We start from the raw sequence: 15825 nt of genomic DNA on the forward strand, positions 1-15825 counted from the left end.
CAAAGACTTTCCTGTCATCAGAGCGAGGGACGTGCCCCATTGGGCAGCAGCAACCACATGCTGCCCGCCTGTTTCATGCTGCCGGCATTGAGTCCGGCTTCGGCACCATAACCCCAGAAGAAATCGGCGCGCAACGCGCCACGAATGGCATTGCCGGTATCCTGGGCATGCATCAGCCGGTTGAGCGGCTGCTGCGAATTCGGCCGGGTGGTCGCCAGATACACCGGCGTGCCCAGTGGAATGAAATGTGGATCAACCGCAATGCTGTAGCCATTGGTCAACGGCACCCCGAGCGCCCCGACCGGCCCCTCGTCGTTGCCCGGCATGGCGCGGAAGAAGATATAGCGCGGATTGACATTGAACAGCGTCTGCTGGCGATCCGGATGCAGGCGCACCCAGTTCTGGATGCCGCTCATCGATGCCTGCCCCATGGTCAGCTCACCGTGATCCACCAGCCAGCGACCGATCGACTGATAACCCCAGCCGTTATTGTCGGCCACCCCGACACGCAGAATGCTGCCATCGTCCAGCTGGATACGACCGGCGCCCTGTACCTGCAGGAAAAACAGCTCAACCGGATCTTCCACCCAGGCCAGCACCGGCGGTGTATGCCCCTGCCCGGCCGCCAGTTCGGCGCGCGTGTAATAGGGCAAAAGACGACCATTATCGATGCGCCCCTTGAGCTGCCCGCGGGCATCCGCCGGGAAGTCGGCAGGATTCACCAGCACCTGGCCCGGGGCGGCACTGCTCGCCCCCGGCACCAGCTGCAGGCGGTTGGCACCGACCCGACGTGCCACCAGCGTGCCACCATTGCGGGCCGAGGCAGGCAGGGACAGCGAGAGCAAATCGTCCGGCAGCCCGTAGACCGGCCAGGGTGTGGCAGCACTGCGCGTGCGGCTGCCGCTGAGAATCGGTTCGTAATAGCCGGTGATCAGACCGCTGTCTTTGGCACCGTCCTGAATTTTCCAGGCAGTAAAGTGCGATTCGAAAAACTGGCGCAGCGCCTGATTGTCTTCGCTGCCGAGACTCGCCAGCCCCTGGCAAGGGGCGCTCCACTGCGGCTGCCGCGCCACCACACGGCAACTCTGGCGCAAGGCCGCCAGCGAGGCGGACAGATCCTGTTGCTGCCAATCCGGCAGCGCCGTCACCGGCCCGGGACTGAAATGGATCGCACCGGCACTGACCGGCGATCCGCCGGGAGACGGCGGGGTGAGCGGTGCAGACGGGGGAAGACTGGAACACGCTACCAGCAGGGACAGCGGCAGCAGGGGCAACAGGGAACGCAAAGACTTCAACATGGGTAATCAGGGCAGGCGACGGGAAAAGCAGCAGTTTATCCCGCACCCTGACCAGCGCCAAGCAAAGATCTCGGATCCTCGCCAGGGCGGGCTAGCGGCCTGACCAAAGGTCCGGCCTCAGCCCGTCGTGCTGAGCCGGTAACCGACCCCGGTCTCGGTCAGGATATGGCGCGGCATGGCCGGATTATCTTCCAGCTTCTGGCGCAAATGCCCCATATACACTCGCAGATACTGGTTGCTCTCCGAATAAGACGGCCCCCAGACCTCGCGCAGCAACTCACGATGCGTCAGCACCTTGCCGGCATCGCGGATCAGCACGCTGAGCAGCCGGTACTCCACCGGCGTCAGGCGCACTTCGGTGCCGGCCTTGTACACCAGGCGCCTGACCGGATCGACCCGCACATCACCAAACTCGAACACCTGACTGGCCGAAGCACTGTCGCGCACCCGGCGCCGCAGCAACACCCGCACCCGCGCCAGGCACTCGGCCACGCCAAAGGGCTTGGTCAGATAATCTTCGGCGCCGGCATCCAGCGCCGCCACTTTTTGCGCTTCCTGGGTACGGGCCGACAACACCAGAATCGGCACTTGCGACCACTGGCGCAGGCGCTGGATCACCTCCACGCCATCCAGATCCGGCAAACCGAGATCGAGGATGACCAGATCCGGCTTGCGCGTCTCGACCTCGATCAGACCCTTCTTGCCGCTTTCCGCCTCAAACACGCGCATGCCCTCGTTCTCGAGCGCCGCCACCAGAAAATGGCGAATGGCCTTTTCATCTTCGATCATGACGATGGAAATCGGCAGTTCACTCATGGCAATCAGGCCTCCGGCACCACCGGGGGGTGCCCCAGCGGCAAAGTAAAGGTGAAGCGGGCACCGTGTGGTTCGACCGCGCTGGCCTCAATGCTGCCCCCATGCGCCTCGACAATCGAGCGGCAGATCGCCAGCCCCAGACCGACACCCGGCGTCGGCGACTCGGAGATACCCCGGGTAAATTTATCGAACAGCCGGTTTTCCAACCCCACCGGCAGGCCCGGACCATTATCGCTCACCATGATCGCCACCTCACGCGCCTCAACACGCGCCGAGAGGCAGATCAGGGACCCTTCCGGGGTATATTTGCCGGCATTTTGCAGCAAATTGACCAGCACACGCTCGATCAGCACCTCGTCGAACTCCAGCAGAGGCAGATCCGCCGGCAAAGCGATCTGCAGCTCATGGTGCTGCAGTGCCGTATCGGCCGAGCGCAGCGCACTGCCCACCACATCATCCAGCAACTGCCACTGCTTGTTGAGCCGCACGCCGGACTGCAAGCGCGCCATATCCAGCAGATTGGTCACCAGATTGTTCATGCGCAAGGCCTCGTCATGGATCAGATGGGCCACCTCCAGCTGGCGCTCGCGCGACAGCGTCTGCGCCAGCAAGGTCGACAGCCCGACCATGGTGGTCAGCGGGGTACGCAAATCATGCGAGATGGCCGACAGCACACTGTTGCGCAGACGCTCCGACTCCATCGCCACGATGGCATCCTGAGCCACTTCGACGTAGTGCACCCGCTCCAGTGACAGCGCGATCTGGCTGGCACAGGTTTCCAGCAATCGCTGCTGTTCGGGAATAAACACCTGATGCAGGTCCTGCGGCACCAGGGCCAGCACGCCGCGCGTGCGCATCGGCGCCTTGAGCGGCACATACAGCGCGGCACTGGATGGCAAGGTATCGGTCCCCAGTCCCGCCGGCTGCTGGTGGTCATACACCCACTGCGCCACCCCCACATCGGCAATCTCCTTCTCCAGCGCCGGGCGCACTTGCTCCTGACTATTGGGCGTGAGCAGATCACATCGCGCCTGGAACAGCGCCTCGACATGACTGGCGCCGATCTCGATGATTTGCTGCGCCGTCAGGGCACCGGCCAGCTCGCGTCCCAGGTCAAACAGCGCGCGGGTGCGACGTTCGCGCTGGGTGGCAATGCGGACGGAGAAACTCATGCGTGCCGTCAGCTGGCTGATGGTCAGCGCCACCCCCAGCATGACGACAAAGGTCACCAGATACTGGGTATCCGACACCGAGAACGACATGCGCGGCGGCACAAAAAAGAAATCGAACACCGCCACCGAGAGGAAGGACGCCAGCACGCCCGGCCCGCGCCCGAAGCGCACCGCAATCCCCACCACCACCATCAGGTAGATCATGATGATGTTGGACAGATCCAGCAGTGGCACCAGCACGGAGGCCAGTGCCGTCGTGGCGGCACACACCCCGGCCGCGGCCAGATAGCCGACCCGTTTCTTCTCTTCCGCCTCGCGCGACGCGTACAGGCCGTCACGACGACGCAGACCATCCGGGCGGGCGTCGCCCTCGGTGGTCGCCTCATTACCGACCACATAGATATCGAACTGGCTGTGGCGACGCGACAGTTCATCCACCAGGGTCGGACGGACAATCTGCGACCAGCGGCTGCGCGGCGATTTGCCGACCACCAGTTTGGAAACATTGCGGGTATTGGCGTAGGCCTCGACGGTTTCCGCCAGATCGGCACCGGCCAGCACGCTGGTCTCGGCGCCGAGCTCCTGCGCCAGACGCAAAACCTTCAGGATGCGGTCACGCGCCGCCTGACTCAGCCGCTGCAGATGCGGCGTCTCGACATACACCACGATCCAGTCGGCATCGAGGTTGGCCGCCATGCGCTTGGCACTGCGCACCAGCTTCTCGCCGCCCGGCGCCGGCCCGAGACAGATCAGCAGACGCTCGCGCGCCTGCCACACCGGTTTGATCGCCTGGTCGGCACGATAGGCACGCATCTGGGCATCGACCCGGTCAGCCGTACGGCGCAGCGCCAGCTCGCGCAGGGCCAGCAAATTACCCTTGCGAAAGAAGTTGTCGACGGCGCGCTTGGCCTGGTGGGCGATATACACCTTGCCGGCATGCAGACGCCCCAGCAGCTCTTCCGGCGGCAAATCGACCAGCGCCACCTCGTCCGCCGAGTCGAAGACCTTGTCCGGCAAGGTCTCGCGCACCACGATGCCGGTAATCTGCCCGACCACATCATTCAGGCTTTCCAGATGCTGCACATTCAGGGTGGTGTAGACGTCGATGCCGGCCGCCAGCAACTCCTCGACATCCTGCCAGCGCTTGGGATGGCGCGAACCCGGCACATTGGAATGGGCAAACTCGTCGATCAGGATCAGCGGGGGCCGCAGCGCCAGGGCGGCATCCAGGTCGAACTCCCTGAGCGTGTGCCCCTTGTACTCGATCTCCCTGAGCGGCAACTGCTTCAGCCCGGCCAGCTTCTCTTCGGTTTCCTTGCGGCCATGGGTCTCCACCACCCCGGCCACCACCTCGCCGCCACCAGCCATACGCTCCTGTGCCGCACTCAGCATGGCGTAGGTTTTGCCGACACCGGCGCAGGCACCGAAGAAGATTTTCAGCCGGCCACGCTGCGCCTCCGCCTCTTCACGCTTTAGCTGATTGAGCAGTTCGTCCGGATCTGGTCGCTGATCATCGGTCATGTTGCCATTCCTTCAATATCGGAAAGGTGCATTGGCGCATTGCCTTCGGCGAATGCCCCCTACGGCACAAATGCGTAGGGCGCACTCTTCAAGTGCGCCATCCAACACGGCACCCAACGGTTTATTTCATCTCGTCGAGGGCCAGGTTCAGCTGCAGGACATTCACCCGCGACTCACCGAGGAATCCCCACTGCGGGCCAATGACCTGGCTGTCCACCAGGGCCTTCACCCGCTCGGCCGGCAGCTTGCGCACGGCAGCAACACGCAGCACCTGATAGTAAGCCGCGGCGGGCGAGATGTCCGGATCCAGGCCACTGGCCGAGGCGGTGACCAGATCCACCGGTACGGCACCGGCCGGCACCGGACCCGCCGCCTTGAGCGCCTCGATACGCGACTTGACCGCATCGCTCAGCGCCGGATTGGTCGGCCCCTGATTCGAGCCACCTGAGTTGGCGGCATTATTGCTCATCGGGCTGGTGGCCGAGGGACGACTCCAGAAATAGCGATTATCGCTGAAGTTTTGCCCGATCAGGCGGGAACCGACCAGTTGGCCGTTGCGACTCACCAGGCTGCCGTTGGCCTGCTGCGGAAACAGCCACTGCGCCAGCCCGGTCATCGCCAGCGGGTAAATCAGACCGGTCATCAGCGTCAGCATGACGAACAGCACAACGGCAGGACGAATGGTTTTATTCATGATGTTCTCCTCAGGCCAAGCCCATGGCACCGATGATCATGTCGATCAGCTTGATGCCGACAAAGGGGACGATGATGCCGCCCAGGCCATAAATCAGCAGGTTGTCGCGCAACAGTTGCGCGGCGGCCTGCGCCTTGTACTTCACCCCTTTCAGCGCCAGCGGAATCAGCACCACAATCACCAGGGCGTTGAAAATCACCGCCGACAGAATGGCCGAATTCGGACTGTTCAGATGCATGACGTTGAGCGCATTGAGCTGCGGATAGGTCGAAGCAAACGCGGCAGGAATGATGGCGAAATACTTGGCCACGTCGTTGGCAATCGAGAAGGTGGTCAGCGAACCGCGGGTCATCAGCATTTGCTTGCCGATCTCCACGATCTCGATCAGCTTGGTCGGATTAGAGTCCAGATCGACCATATTGCCGGCTTCCTTGGCCGCCTGGGTACCGGTATTCATCGCCACAGCCACATCGGCCTGGGCCAGCGCCGGCGCGTCATTGGTCCCGTCGCCCGTCATGGCCACCAGCTTGCCTTCTGCCTGATGCTTGCGGATCAGCGACAGCTTGTTCTCCGGCGTCGCTTCGGCCAGAAAATCGTCCACCCCGGCCTCGGCCGCAATGGCCGCCGCCGTCAGCGGGTTATCGCCGGTGATCATGATGGTCTTGATGCCCATCTGACGCAGTTCGGCAAAGCGCTCCTTGATGCCGCCCTTCACGATATCCTTGAGCTCGATCACCCCCAGCACCCGATTGCCTTCGGCCACCAGCAGCGGCGTGCTGCCACGACGGGCGACTTCGTCGGCGATGCGGCCCACGTCTTCCGGGAAGGTACCGCCGGCAGACTGCACATGCTTGCGGATGGCGTCGATGGCGCCCTTGCGGATCTGACGGCCGTCATAGTCGACACCCGACATGCGCGTCATGGCCGAGAAAGGAATAAAGGTGGCCTCATGATCCTGAATGGCCCGGCTGCGCAGATTGAACTGCTGCTTGGCCAGGACCACAATGCTGCGCCCCTCGGGGGTTTCATCGGCCAGCGAGGCCAGTTGGGCGGCATCAGCCAGCATTTCCACGCTGACGCCCATGGCCGGCAGGAAGCTGGCCGCCTGGCGGTTGCCCAGCGTGATGGTGCCGGTCTTGTCCAGCAGCAATACATCCACGTCCCCGGCGGCTTCCACGGCACGGCCCGAGGTGGCAATCACATTGGCCTGCATCATGCGGCTCATGCCTGCCACACCGATGGCCGACAACAGACCGCCAATGGTGGTCGGAATCAGACAGACCAGCAGGGCAACCAGCACGGTAATGGTGATCGGCGTGCCGGCGTGAGCCACATTGACGCTGAACACCGAGAACGGCAGCAGGGTCACGGTCACCACCAGGAACACGATGGTCAGCGCCACCAGCAGAATGGTCAGCGCGATCTCGTTCGGGGTCTTCTGCCGCTTGGCTCCTTCCACCATGGCAATCATGCGGTCGAGGAAGGTCTCCCCCGGGTTGGCACTGATGCGCACCACGATCCAGTCGGACAGCACACGGGTACCCCCAGTGACCGAGGAGAAGTCGCCACCGAACTCGCGGATCACCGGGGCCGATTCGCCGGTAATCGCCGACTCGTCCACCGAGGCCACGCCTTCGATCACTTCGCCATCGACCGGAATGGTATCGCCGGCCTCGACCAGCACGATGTCGCCCTTGCGCAGGCTGGCGCCATCGACCACGGTCACCGAGTCACCGTACTTGCCGCCGGCCGTCAGCTTCTTGGCCACCACATTTTTCTTGGCACTGCGCAGACTGGCCGCCTGGGCCTTGCTGCGCCCTTCGGCCAGCGCTTCGGCAAAATTGGCGAACAGCAGGGTGAACCACAGCCACAGGGTGATGGCCAGAATGAAGCCGAAGGAGGCCTCGCCCTTGCCCTGTGCCGCCGGGATCAGCAGCAAGGTGGTCAGGATGCTGCCGACAAACACCACGAACATCACCGGATTGCGCCATTGCGCCCGTGGCGACAGCTTTCTGAAAGAATCGATCAGTGCCGGCTTGACCAGACTCGGATCAAACATCGACAGGTTTTTGTTTGTTTGGCTCATTTTCCGTCTCTCCTGTCGTCTGTTAGTGCGCCAGGATCATTTGCAAATGTTCGGCCACCGGCCCCAATGCCAGCGCCGGGACATAGTTCAGGGCCCCGACCAGCAACACCACGCCGATCAGCAGCACCACGAACAGCGGCCCATGCGTCGGCAGGGTGCCGGAGGTTGCCTGCAGACGTTTCTTGGCCGCCAGCGAACCACCGATGGCCAGAATCGGTACGATCATGAAGAAACGGCCAAACCACATCGCCAGACCAGTCATGGTGTTGTAGAACGGGGTCCCGGCCGACAGGCCACCAAAGGCGCTGCCGTTGTTGTTGGCCGCCGAGGTGAAGGCGTACAGGATTTCACTGAAACCATGCGCTCCCGGATTGGCAATGCCGGCACGACCGGCATCGGTCATCACGGCAATGGCGGTCAGCACCAGCACCAGCGTCGGGGTCACCAGAATGGTCAGCGCGGTCATCTTCATTTCGAAAATTTCGATCTTCTTGCCGAGGTACTCCGGCGTGCGCCCAACCATCAGCCCGGCGATGAACACCGCCAGAATGGCAAAGATCAGCATGCCGTACAGACCGGAACCGACACCACCGAATACCACTTCACCCAGTTGCATCAGGAAGGTCGGCACCAGACCGCCCAGCGGCGTCAGGGAGTCATGCATGGCATTGACCGCACCGCAGGAGGCCGAGGTGGTCACGGCCACAAACAGCATGGTGCTGTTGATGCCAAAACGGGTCTCCTTGCCCTCCATATTGCCGCCGGCCTGCAGACTGCTGGCCTGCTGGTCGACATGCAGCGCATTCAGTGCCGGCACGCCTTTCTGCTCGGCCCACAGGCCGACGCAGGTCAGCGAGACAAACAGCACCGTCATGGCGGCAATCACCGCCCAGCCCTGGCGCTTGTCGCCCACCATGCTGCCGAAGGTAAAGCACAGACCCGCCGGGATCAGGAAGATCGCCAGCATTTGCAGCAGATTGCTCAGCGGGGTCGGGTTTTCAAACGGATGGGCCGAGTTGGCATTGAAGAAACCACCGCCATTGGTCCCCAGCATCTTGATGGCCTCCTGCGAGGCGACCGGGCCCATGGCCAGGGTCTGAGTCCTGGCGGTCAGCGTATCCACCACCGGCTTGCCGCTGGCGTCCTTGACCGGATTGCCCTCCTTGTCCAGACGCGCTTGCTGATACTGGGTGGCCTGCACCGTGGTCACTTCCTGGTAGGGGCGCAGATTCTGGATCACCCCCTGGCCGACAAACAACAGGCTGAACACCATAGCCAGCGGCAACAGGATATACAGCGTAATGCGTGTCAAATCGGCCCACAGATTGCCAATGGCGGCAGCGCTGTGGCGTGCAAAACCGCGAATCAGCGCCACCACCACGGCAATGCCGCTGGCGGCAGACAGGAAGTTCTGTACCGTCAGCGCCATCATCTGGGTCAGATAGCTCATGGTGCTTTCACCGCCATAGCTTTGCCAGTTGGTATTGGCGACAAAGGAAATGGCGGTATTGAATGCCGTATCCGGGCCGACCGCGCCCATTCCTTGCGGATTGAGCGGCAGATAGCCCTGCACGCGCTGCAGCAGATACGTAAACAGGGTGCCCACCAGACTAAAAACGATCAGTCCGATGGCATAGCCCTTCCAGCCAGACTCTTGTTCCGGGTCGACGCCGCACAGGCGATAAATGGCACATTCGAGCGGCCGCAACACGCGGGCCGCACCGGGGGTCTCGCCCTTGATGATCCGCGCCATATAGCCACCCAGCGGATAGGACAGCAGCAACAGCGCCAGCAGAAAGGTCCCCAGCAAAATCAGGGCATCAGACGTCATGTTAGAAATTCTCCGGTTTCAACAGGGCATAAATCAGGTACACCAGCAACCCGATTGCCGAGGCAGCACTCAACAGGTAAATCAGACTCATGACTTGCCTCCCAGCCGCGCGCAGCCTTCGATCAGCAAGAAAGTCAGCAGCGCGAACAGCAGCGTCAGACCGACGTAGATCAAATCCATCACGATCTCCAGGTTATTCAGGGCGGCGGCACCGCAGTACCTCGCCCGGGGATTCACGCTGGCACATTACGCTTTGGGATATAAAAACGGCGTAAAAAAACCATTACACCAATGATTGGCGCGAGGCAGACAAAGAGAAAATGCCCCGCCAGCGGCAGGGCTTGGCCTGTACCCATGCCAGTGCTGCGCCGCTCGTGACATCAGCTTTTTCTGTATCCCAGCCGGCCTCGAACCGTTCTCTGGCACGCGAGATCATCGCGAACCACAAAGCGCCGACATCCTTGCTTGACGCGATCGCGACACGGCAAGGCCCTTCCGGCAATCGGCCGAAACAACCCTGAAGGCTGATTTCCTGCCCGGCGCCGCCCGCGCGGCGGGCCATGCCGTGGCAGGCCGGAAACCATCGCCCGCCCGCCGCCTCTGTGACAAAGGCGACCGAATTCACGGACGCCTCTTCTTGGAGAAAGCCTCATGAAACTGTTCAAGCGCCATGTACTGACTGCCGGAAAACTGGGCCACGAAATCTGCGCCTCTCACCACACACGAGGCACCCAGGGTGGCTCGATCTATGAAATCTCCGCCTGGGTTTACAAGCGCGTCTGACCCCGCCACGGCCGCCCCGGAACCTGGCCGGGGCGGTTTTCTTCCCTACCAACAAGCCCGCCATGACCACCACCATCCGACAAATCCAATTATGGTTCTCCGATCAGCCCGTCACCCCTCTGCACTCCCCCGTCTGGCCGGACGATCTCGCCCTGCTGGCCACACCGGGACTGCTCAGCGCCCCCCTGGACCGTACCCTGCCCCTGCCGGAGGGCAACCAGCTCCATCTGACTCCCGAACACATCACCCTGCGCAAAGCCATCGATGCCCGCTTTCCGCTGTTCTTCTGCCTGCACCACGACACGCTGCTGATCGGCGACCGCTGGCTGTGGCTGCAACGCCAGACCGGCTGGCGCGAGTGGGACCTGCCCCATCTGGCCTACTTCCTGTGCCGGGAGGAAACCCAGCTACGCCAGTCCCCGCTCAAGGGCATCCTGCAACTGTTCAATGGCGAGCAACTGCGCCTGCAGCGTCAGGGGGGCCGCATGGACAGCAGCATGCACGAGGTACTTGATTGCCTTATCCCCCAGGATCCGCCCGGAGATCTGGCGCAAGGGCTGCAGGACAGCCTGGCGACCCGACTGGGCAAGCAGGGGGCCTTGCTGGAGTTTTCCGGCGGCCTCGACTCCACTGCCCTGCTGCTCAGCGCCCGCGCCCTGAGCATCCCGGTACAGACCGTCACCGCCTGGGACAGCCAGTCGAGCGCGCCGGATGACCGGCGTCATGCCCAGCAATGCGCCGTACGGCTCGGTGTATCACAGCAATTGATCGATCTGGCACACATCGACTGCATGCCGCTGCATACGACGCTGCCGGCCAACCACCCCTCGATGATGTTTCTCGCCCTCGGCTATGAACAAAGCCTGCTCGACCACTGTCATGGCGCGAGCTCACTGCCGCACCTGAACGGTCACGGTGGCGATCATCTGTTTCTTGCCAGCCCGCCGGTGGCCAGCGTGCTGGAGGCACCGGCAGCCCAGCGCGAAGACACCCTGCGCCGCCTCGCCGCCCTTTACGGACTCCCCCTGCTGAGCCTGCGCTTCAAGTTGCTGCAACTGCAGTGGCAAACCCTGCGCGGCCGAGCGGAGATGCCGGATGACCAGACCTGGCAGAGCAACGGAGGCAGCCTGCGCCTGCAGCGGCTGGCCCGCCAGGCGGAAAGCTGGCGCCAGCAGCCCGGCATGCAGACGCTGACGCTGATGCAGCATTGGCGCGCCACCTTGCTGTTCCAGCTGGCACAGGAGCTGTCACACCATCGTCTGCGCGATGGTTGCACCCGGGTGGTGTTTCCCTTCTTTGACCGGGCCATTCTGCGCGCTGCGCATGCGCTGCCAGCCTGGCAGAGCTTTGATGCGCAACACAGCCGGCTCGCGCTGCGACGCGCCCTGTACCAGCGTTACCGCGAACCCGGTCTCTGGCGTCAGAGCAAGGGTCACACCACGGCCATGGTGCTGCGCGCACTGAACCGGCATCACCAGGCCCTGGCCGAACTGATCCGCGAAGGCTGGCTGGTGAGGCAGGGACTGCTTTCCTGGCCGGCACTCGAAGCTGAACTGCAGCGGCAGCGCTACGGCATCGGCGACATCTCGCCGCTGCTGATGAAGGTCATCGCCGTCGAGCGCTTCCTGCAGCAAGCCAGCCGGGAGCTGACATGACGGCGCATCTGATCTTTGCTCCCCACATTCACCATCTGTTTGTCGGCGAGCGACTGATCCTGCTCGATGCCCGGCGTGACCGTTACCTCTTCATCGAGGCGCCGGACAGCCTGTTGCTGCGGCAAGCCCTGCAGGCCGCCCCAGAAGGGGCACCGGCGCCGATCGTGCAACGCGCCCTGCATGGCGGGGTCCTGCGGCACGCCGCCATGTCACAGCCCCTGCGCGAGGAGACACACCGCCCGGCCGGCGTCGGTCTGCACGAATGGCAGCTGCCGCCAGACCACCCGCCGCCCCTGGTCCCGGGCCAGCGCAGCCGGATCCTGTGGGACTTCCTGCTGACCCGCCTCATGACGCAGACGCGCGGCCTGCATGGTCAGTTTGTCCGGCTGGCCCGGCGCCAGACGCAGCACTGTCGCCCGGCGGCGCCTGCGCAATGCCGGTCACTGGCGCTGCAGATTCGCGCCTGCAGCCTCTACCTGCCCTTCCGGACAGCCTGTCTGGAAAATGCCCTGGTGACCGCGCTATGGTTGGCAAGACAGTCGATCGCCTGCGAGTTCTGCATCGGCTTCCAGCTCAACCCGTTTTTGGCGCACGCCTGGCTCAATGTCGGCGGAGAGGTTCTGCTCGACCGCCCCGACCTGAATCACGCGCTGCATCTTCTGGTGCGAATACCCTGATGAACCTGCCTGTCGCCTGGCAACACTATCGCCGCCTGCTGGCGGCATTGCGCCGCCACCACCCGCGTGCCCTGGCGCAATTGGGCATGATCTCGCTGGTGGTCTGCCTGATCAGCAGCGCCAGCATCCTCACGCCCTGGCTGCTCAAGCAGTCGCTGGACCAATTGCAGGACCAGCAACATTGGCCCGGCATCCTGACCATCAGTGCCTATGCCCTGTGCTGGGGCGCCAGCCAGGTGGCCTTCTTCTGGAAGAACACCCTGGCCGCCAGCCTGTCGGCCTCTTTCGAATGCGGCCTCGGGCTGGCGCTGTTCGAACATCGCATCCGCCAGCCATGGCGCACACACAATCCGCAGGAGCCGGCCGGCGAAACCCTGGCGATTTTCCGCCGCGTAGCCGGCAGCGTCGGCGCCCTGACCTGCAATCTCAGTTGGGGCCTGCTGCCCATCGTCATCGAACTGATCGGTGCGGCCTGGCTGCTGACCCTCAGCCAGGGCGGGCAGATCGCGCTGGTCCTGCTCCTGACCATGGCGGCCTTCTTCGGCTGCTCGCTGCTCACCGTGCGCGTCGCACGCGACGTCACCCGCGACATCCACCACGAAAGCACCCGGCTGAGCGGACATCTGCAGGAGCGCCTCGGCCTGATTCCCACCCTGCAGCTGAACAACGCGCAGACCCAGGCCATGCAGCAGGCCAGCCAGTACTGCACACGCTGGCAGGACGCGGTCATCCGTGGCAACCGCCGACTGGGCACACTCTACGCCGGCAAAATCCTGCTGATCTCGGCCGGCCTGCTGGCCGGCCTGCTGCTGTCGACCCTGGCGATTCAGCAGGGGCATGGCAGTCTGGGCGATCTGGTCATGCTCAATGCCTACATGATCCAGTTCGCCATGCCCATGACCTGGCTGGCGGGCAGCCTGTTCGACATGCAGCGTCATCTGCTGGCGCTGGAAGAAGGCGTCCGCTGGCTATCGACCGACTGCCAGCCGTCCCGGCCCGCTCTCCATCCGGCATTACCGGCCACCCTGCAGGTGGCGGCACTGCAGGTGGCGGCACTGCAGGTGGGCAGCGGTGCCCCCCTGTCGTTCTCCGTTCCCCCCGGTCAATGGCTGGGGCTCACCGGCCCCTCAGGGACAGGCAAAAGCCGCGTGCTGGACGCCCTGCTGAAACTGAGTGGTTATCAGGGCAGCATCTGCCTGGGAACGTGTTGCGCCGAAACCTGCAGTGATGAGACGTGGCATGCGCTGGTGACCGGCGTCAGACAGCAGCCTCAGCTGTTGGCAGGCAGCCTGCGCGACAACCTGACCCTGGGTCTGAGCCAGCCGGTCGATGCCCAGCTGTTGCAGCGTGCCTGCTACCTGGCCTGCCTGGACCGGCTCATCGCAGACAAGCCTGAGGGATGGGAGCATCCGGTCAGCCCGGAGGGGGGCAATCTGTCCGGCGGAGAGAGGATGCGACTGGCCATTGCACGAGCCCTGCTGCACCAGCCGGCGGTGCTGATTCTGGACGAGCCGACGGCGGCGCTGGACAGCGAAACCGAGCGCCAGTTACTGGCCCGGCTGCGCAGCAGTGGCCTGACCATCATCGTCGCCAGCCACTCGGCTTATTGCCTGCAGCAATGCGAGCAGATCCTGAGCCTCGGCCCCGCTGAAGGACGAATTCATGACAACAATGGCCTTCTGCCTTGTGATCAAACCCATGAGCATGGATAATCATTCCATTTTTGCGGTTTGCCATGCAGCCCATCGTTTCCATCATCCTTCCCAGCTACAACGACCTCAGTTATCTCGAAACCACGCTGCGCTCAATCACGGCACAGACCTTTACCAATTTCGAGCTGATCATCGTCGATGACGGCAGCAGCGACGAAACACCGGTTCGGCTGCGCTCGCTGATCGCCTCCGACACCCGGCTGCGCTATGCCCGCCGCCAGCGCGGCGGCGTCGGCGCAGCTCGCAACACCGGGCTGGAGCAGGCTCGAGGCCGCTTTATTGCCTTTGTCGATGCCGACGATCTGCTGCACCCCACTTTCCTGCACACCCTGGTCAACGCGGCCGAGAACAGTCAGGCCGACGTGGTGCAATGCTGGATGCACGGCTTTGCCGATGGCACCCCCTGCAACTTCCCGCCAACCTATACCGTGGCAGGCAAAGGGATGGCCGGCCTGGACGGACTGCGCGCCCTGCTGACCGGAGAATTGCCCGTCAGCGTCTGCAGCCGGCTGTACCGGCGCGAGAGCATGGGGTCGATGCGCTTTGCCGAAGGACTGGTTTACGAGGATCTGGAGTTCTCCGTCCGGCTGATGGCCTCGGTCACGCGGGTGCAGATCGTGCCACTGGCCCTGTACGGCAATCGTCAGCGCCAGCGCGGCATTCGTGCGCAGTACGCGCCCTTCCTGGTGGAAGACCGCATCACCATCCTGCAACGCGTCAAGGACACCCTGCAGCAAAGCCAGCACTGGCCGGCGCTGCGCCCGGAGTTCCAGCAGCTGGCGGTACGCTTTCTCGGCAGGGAAGGCTTCAAGGATCTGATCCGCGACCAGTCTCTGGACGAGTTTCTCTATCAACGCCTGCTCAGCAGCCTGCGCCTGGATGGCGAACTGACGCTCGGCCTGCTGCGCAAACTGCCGCTGGCGCCAGGAGAAAGGAAATGGGTGGGCTTGCCCCTGCTGCATCCCTCGCTCGGCCGCACTTTCCTGAACTTCCAGTTGAGGCGGCGTCTCAAGCGCAGCAAGGCATGACCGGCTGCGGTGCAAGCCGCAACCGGTCAGTCAGGATCAGGCAGAGAAGGGTTTGAGTGCGCCCGGTGCGCGCAGCATCTTGTTGACCTCGTCAAGATGCAGCTCTTCCTGCACGATCATCTCGCGGGCATATTCCTCCAGCAGAACCGACTTGTCGGCACTGATCTTCAGCAGCTCGTAGTAGGCATCGAGTGCGGCCTGCTCATGCGACAGACTCTCGCGCAGGATATCGCCGATATCATGACGCTCAGTTTCCAGCAGGGCGCCGATCTTCAGTGAAGGATGACCGCCCAGCAGAGTCACCAGCTCGCCGGCACGATGGGCATGGTCCAGACTCTCCGTGGCATTGCCCTTGAGCCATGACACGATGGGGATACGGTTGTAGCCATACACCATCAGCGCATAGTGGGTGTACTTCACCACCCCGGCCAACTCCAGTTCCATGATGTGATTCAGGGCTTCAATCGCTTTTTTGGTATCTTTGGCATTCATGCAGCTCTCCTTTGGAATACCCGTCCTGCAGGACAGGTCGACTTATGGACTGTAGCAGCA

At 63.2% G+C, this 15825-nt stretch carries 14 protein-coding genes; 5 read left to right on the forward strand and 9 right to left on the reverse strand.

The window, feature by feature from the left end:
- Positions 1-17: 17 nt before the first annotated feature.
- From JNO51_RS13390 to JNO51_RS13425, 8 genes are all read right to left on the reverse strand, one after another.
- A complete protein-coding gene (locus tag JNO51_RS13390; protein WP_215778069.1) occupies positions 18-1298 on the reverse strand; it encodes a murein transglycosylase A in 1281 nt (426 codons plus the stop codon).
- A gap of 117 nt (positions 1299-1415) precedes the next feature.
- Positions 1416-2114: a two-component system response regulator KdpE gene (kdpE, locus tag JNO51_RS13395; RefSeq protein WP_215778071.1), complete on the reverse strand. Its 699-nt coding sequence runs from the start codon at positions 2112-2114 to the stop codon at positions 1416-1418.
- A 5-nt stretch (positions 2115-2119) separates the two neighbouring features.
- Positions 2120-4807 (reverse strand): DUF4118 domain-containing protein, encoded by a 2688-nt coding sequence (locus JNO51_RS13400; RefSeq protein ID WP_215778073.1) that lies wholly within the window; start codon positions 4805-4807, stop codon positions 2120-2122.
- A 121-nt stretch (positions 4808-4928) separates the two neighbouring features.
- A complete protein-coding gene (gene kdpC, locus JNO51_RS13405) occupies positions 4929-5501 on the reverse strand; it encodes a potassium-transporting ATPase subunit KdpC (RefSeq protein ID WP_215778076.1) in 573 nt (190 codons plus the stop codon).
- A 10-nt stretch (positions 5502-5511) separates the two neighbouring features.
- Complete coding sequence (gene kdpB / locus JNO51_RS13410; RefSeq protein WP_215778078.1) at positions 5512-7587, reverse strand: potassium-transporting ATPase subunit KdpB; 2076 nt, start codon at positions 7585-7587, stop codon at positions 5512-5514.
- A 22-nt stretch (positions 7588-7609) separates the two neighbouring features.
- On the reverse strand, positions 7610-9418 hold the full coding sequence (gene kdpA, locus JNO51_RS13415) for a potassium-transporting ATPase subunit KdpA (protein ID WP_215778080.1): 1809 nt from the start codon (positions 9416-9418) through the stop codon (positions 7610-7612).
- 1 nt (position 9419) lies between these two features.
- Positions 9420-9509, reverse strand: a complete 90-nt coding sequence (gene kdpF, locus JNO51_RS13420; RefSeq protein WP_133678765.1) for a K(+)-transporting ATPase subunit F — start codon at positions 9507-9509, stop codon at positions 9420-9422.
- A gap of 192 nt (positions 9510-9701) precedes the next feature.
- Positions 9702-10043 carry a hypothetical protein gene (locus tag JNO51_RS13425; RefSeq protein WP_215778083.1) on the reverse strand — a complete coding sequence of 114 codons (342 nt, stop codon included), beginning with the start codon at positions 10041-10043 and terminating at the stop codon, positions 9702-9704.
- 26 nt (positions 10044-10069) lie between these two features.
- Here JNO51_RS13425 and JNO51_RS17475 point away from each other — a divergent pair, with 26 nt between their 5' ends.
- From JNO51_RS17475 to JNO51_RS13445, 5 genes are all read left to right on the forward strand, one after another.
- The gene (locus JNO51_RS17475) at positions 10070-10201 is read left to right on the forward strand and encodes a hypothetical protein (RefSeq protein WP_256444948.1); all 132 of its coding nucleotides are present in this window, start codon (positions 10070-10072) and stop codon (positions 10199-10201) included.
- 62 nt (positions 10202-10263) lie between these two features.
- The gene (locus JNO51_RS13430; RefSeq protein ID WP_215778085.1) at positions 10264-11856 is read left to right on the forward strand and encodes an asparagine synthase-related protein; all 1593 of its coding nucleotides are present in this window, start codon (positions 10264-10266) and stop codon (positions 11854-11856) included.
- Complete coding sequence (locus JNO51_RS13435) at positions 11853-12533, forward strand: lasso peptide biosynthesis B2 protein (protein ID WP_215778088.1); 681 nt, start codon at positions 11853-11855, stop codon at positions 12531-12533. Before JNO51_RS13430 ends, JNO51_RS13435 begins: the two co-directional genes overlap by 4 nt.
- Complete coding sequence (locus tag JNO51_RS13440; protein WP_215778091.1) at positions 12533-14245, forward strand: ABC transporter ATP-binding protein; 1713 nt, start codon at positions 12533-12535, stop codon at positions 14243-14245. Before JNO51_RS13435 ends, JNO51_RS13440 begins: the two co-directional genes overlap by 1 nt.
- A 23-nt stretch (positions 14246-14268) precedes the next feature.
- On the forward strand, positions 14269-15273 hold the full coding sequence (locus JNO51_RS13445; RefSeq protein ID WP_215778093.1) for a glycosyltransferase family 2 protein: 1005 nt from the start codon (positions 14269-14271) through the stop codon (positions 15271-15273).
- Between the two features lie 36 nt (positions 15274-15309).
- Here JNO51_RS13445 and JNO51_RS13450 read toward each other — a convergent pair whose 3' ends face one another.
- On the reverse strand, positions 15310-15765 hold the full coding sequence (locus JNO51_RS13450; RefSeq protein WP_215778096.1) for a bacterioferritin: 456 nt from the start codon (positions 15763-15765) through the stop codon (positions 15310-15312).
- Positions 15766-15825: the final 60 nt, after the last annotated feature.

Origin of the sequence: Paludibacterium sp. B53371, from assembly GCF_018802765.1 — a bacterium.
Taxonomy (GTDB): Bacteria; Pseudomonadota; Gammaproteobacteria; order Burkholderiales; family Chromobacteriaceae; genus Paludibacterium.

What these genes read in the sequence shown, in the direction of transcription:
- JNO51_RS13390 (WP_215778069.1), bottom strand. Translation starts at nt 1,298, where the DNA reads ATGTTGAAGTCTTTGCGTTCCCTGTTGCCCCTGCTGCCGCTGTCCCTG.
- kdpE (WP_215778071.1), bottom strand. Translation starts at nt 2,114, where the DNA reads ATGAGTGAACTGCCGATTTCCATCGTCATGATCGAAGATGAAAAGGCC.
- JNO51_RS13400 (WP_215778073.1), bottom strand. Translation starts at nt 4,807, where the DNA reads ATGACCGATGATCAGCGACCAGATCCGGACGAACTGCTCAATCAGCTA.
- kdpC (WP_215778076.1), bottom strand. Translation starts at nt 5,501, where the DNA reads ATGAATAAAACCATTCGTCCTGCCGTTGTGCTGTTCGTCATGCTGACG.
- kdpB (WP_215778078.1), bottom strand. Translation starts at nt 7,587, where the DNA reads ATGAGCCAAACAAACAAAAACCTGTCGATGTTTGATCCGAGTCTGGTC.
- kdpA (WP_215778080.1), bottom strand. Translation starts at nt 9,418, where the DNA reads ATGACGTCTGATGCCCTGATTTTGCTGGGGACCTTTCTGCTGGCGCTG.
- kdpF (WP_133678765.1), bottom strand. Translation starts at nt 9,509, where the DNA reads ATGAGTCTGATTTACCTGTTGAGTGCTGCCTCGGCAATCGGGTTGCTG.
- JNO51_RS17475 (WP_256444948.1), top strand. Translation starts at nt 10,070, where the DNA reads ATGAAACTGTTCAAGCGCCATGTACTGACTGCCGGAAAACTGGGCCAC.
- JNO51_RS13430 (WP_215778085.1), top strand. Translation starts at nt 10,264, where the DNA reads ATGACCACCACCATCCGACAAATCCAATTATGGTTCTCCGATCAGCCC.
- JNO51_RS13435 (WP_215778088.1), top strand. Translation starts at nt 11,853, where the DNA reads ATGACGGCGCATCTGATCTTTGCTCCCCACATTCACCATCTGTTTGTC.
- JNO51_RS13440 (WP_215778091.1), top strand. Translation starts at nt 12,533, where the DNA reads ATGAACCTGCCTGTCGCCTGGCAACACTATCGCCGCCTGCTGGCGGCA.
- JNO51_RS13445 (WP_215778093.1), top strand. Translation starts at nt 14,269, where the DNA reads ATGCAGCCCATCGTTTCCATCATCCTTCCCAGCTACAACGACCTCAGT.
- JNO51_RS13450 (WP_215778096.1), bottom strand. Translation starts at nt 15,765, where the DNA reads ATGAATGCCAAAGATACCAAAAAAGCGATTGAAGCCCTGAATCACATC.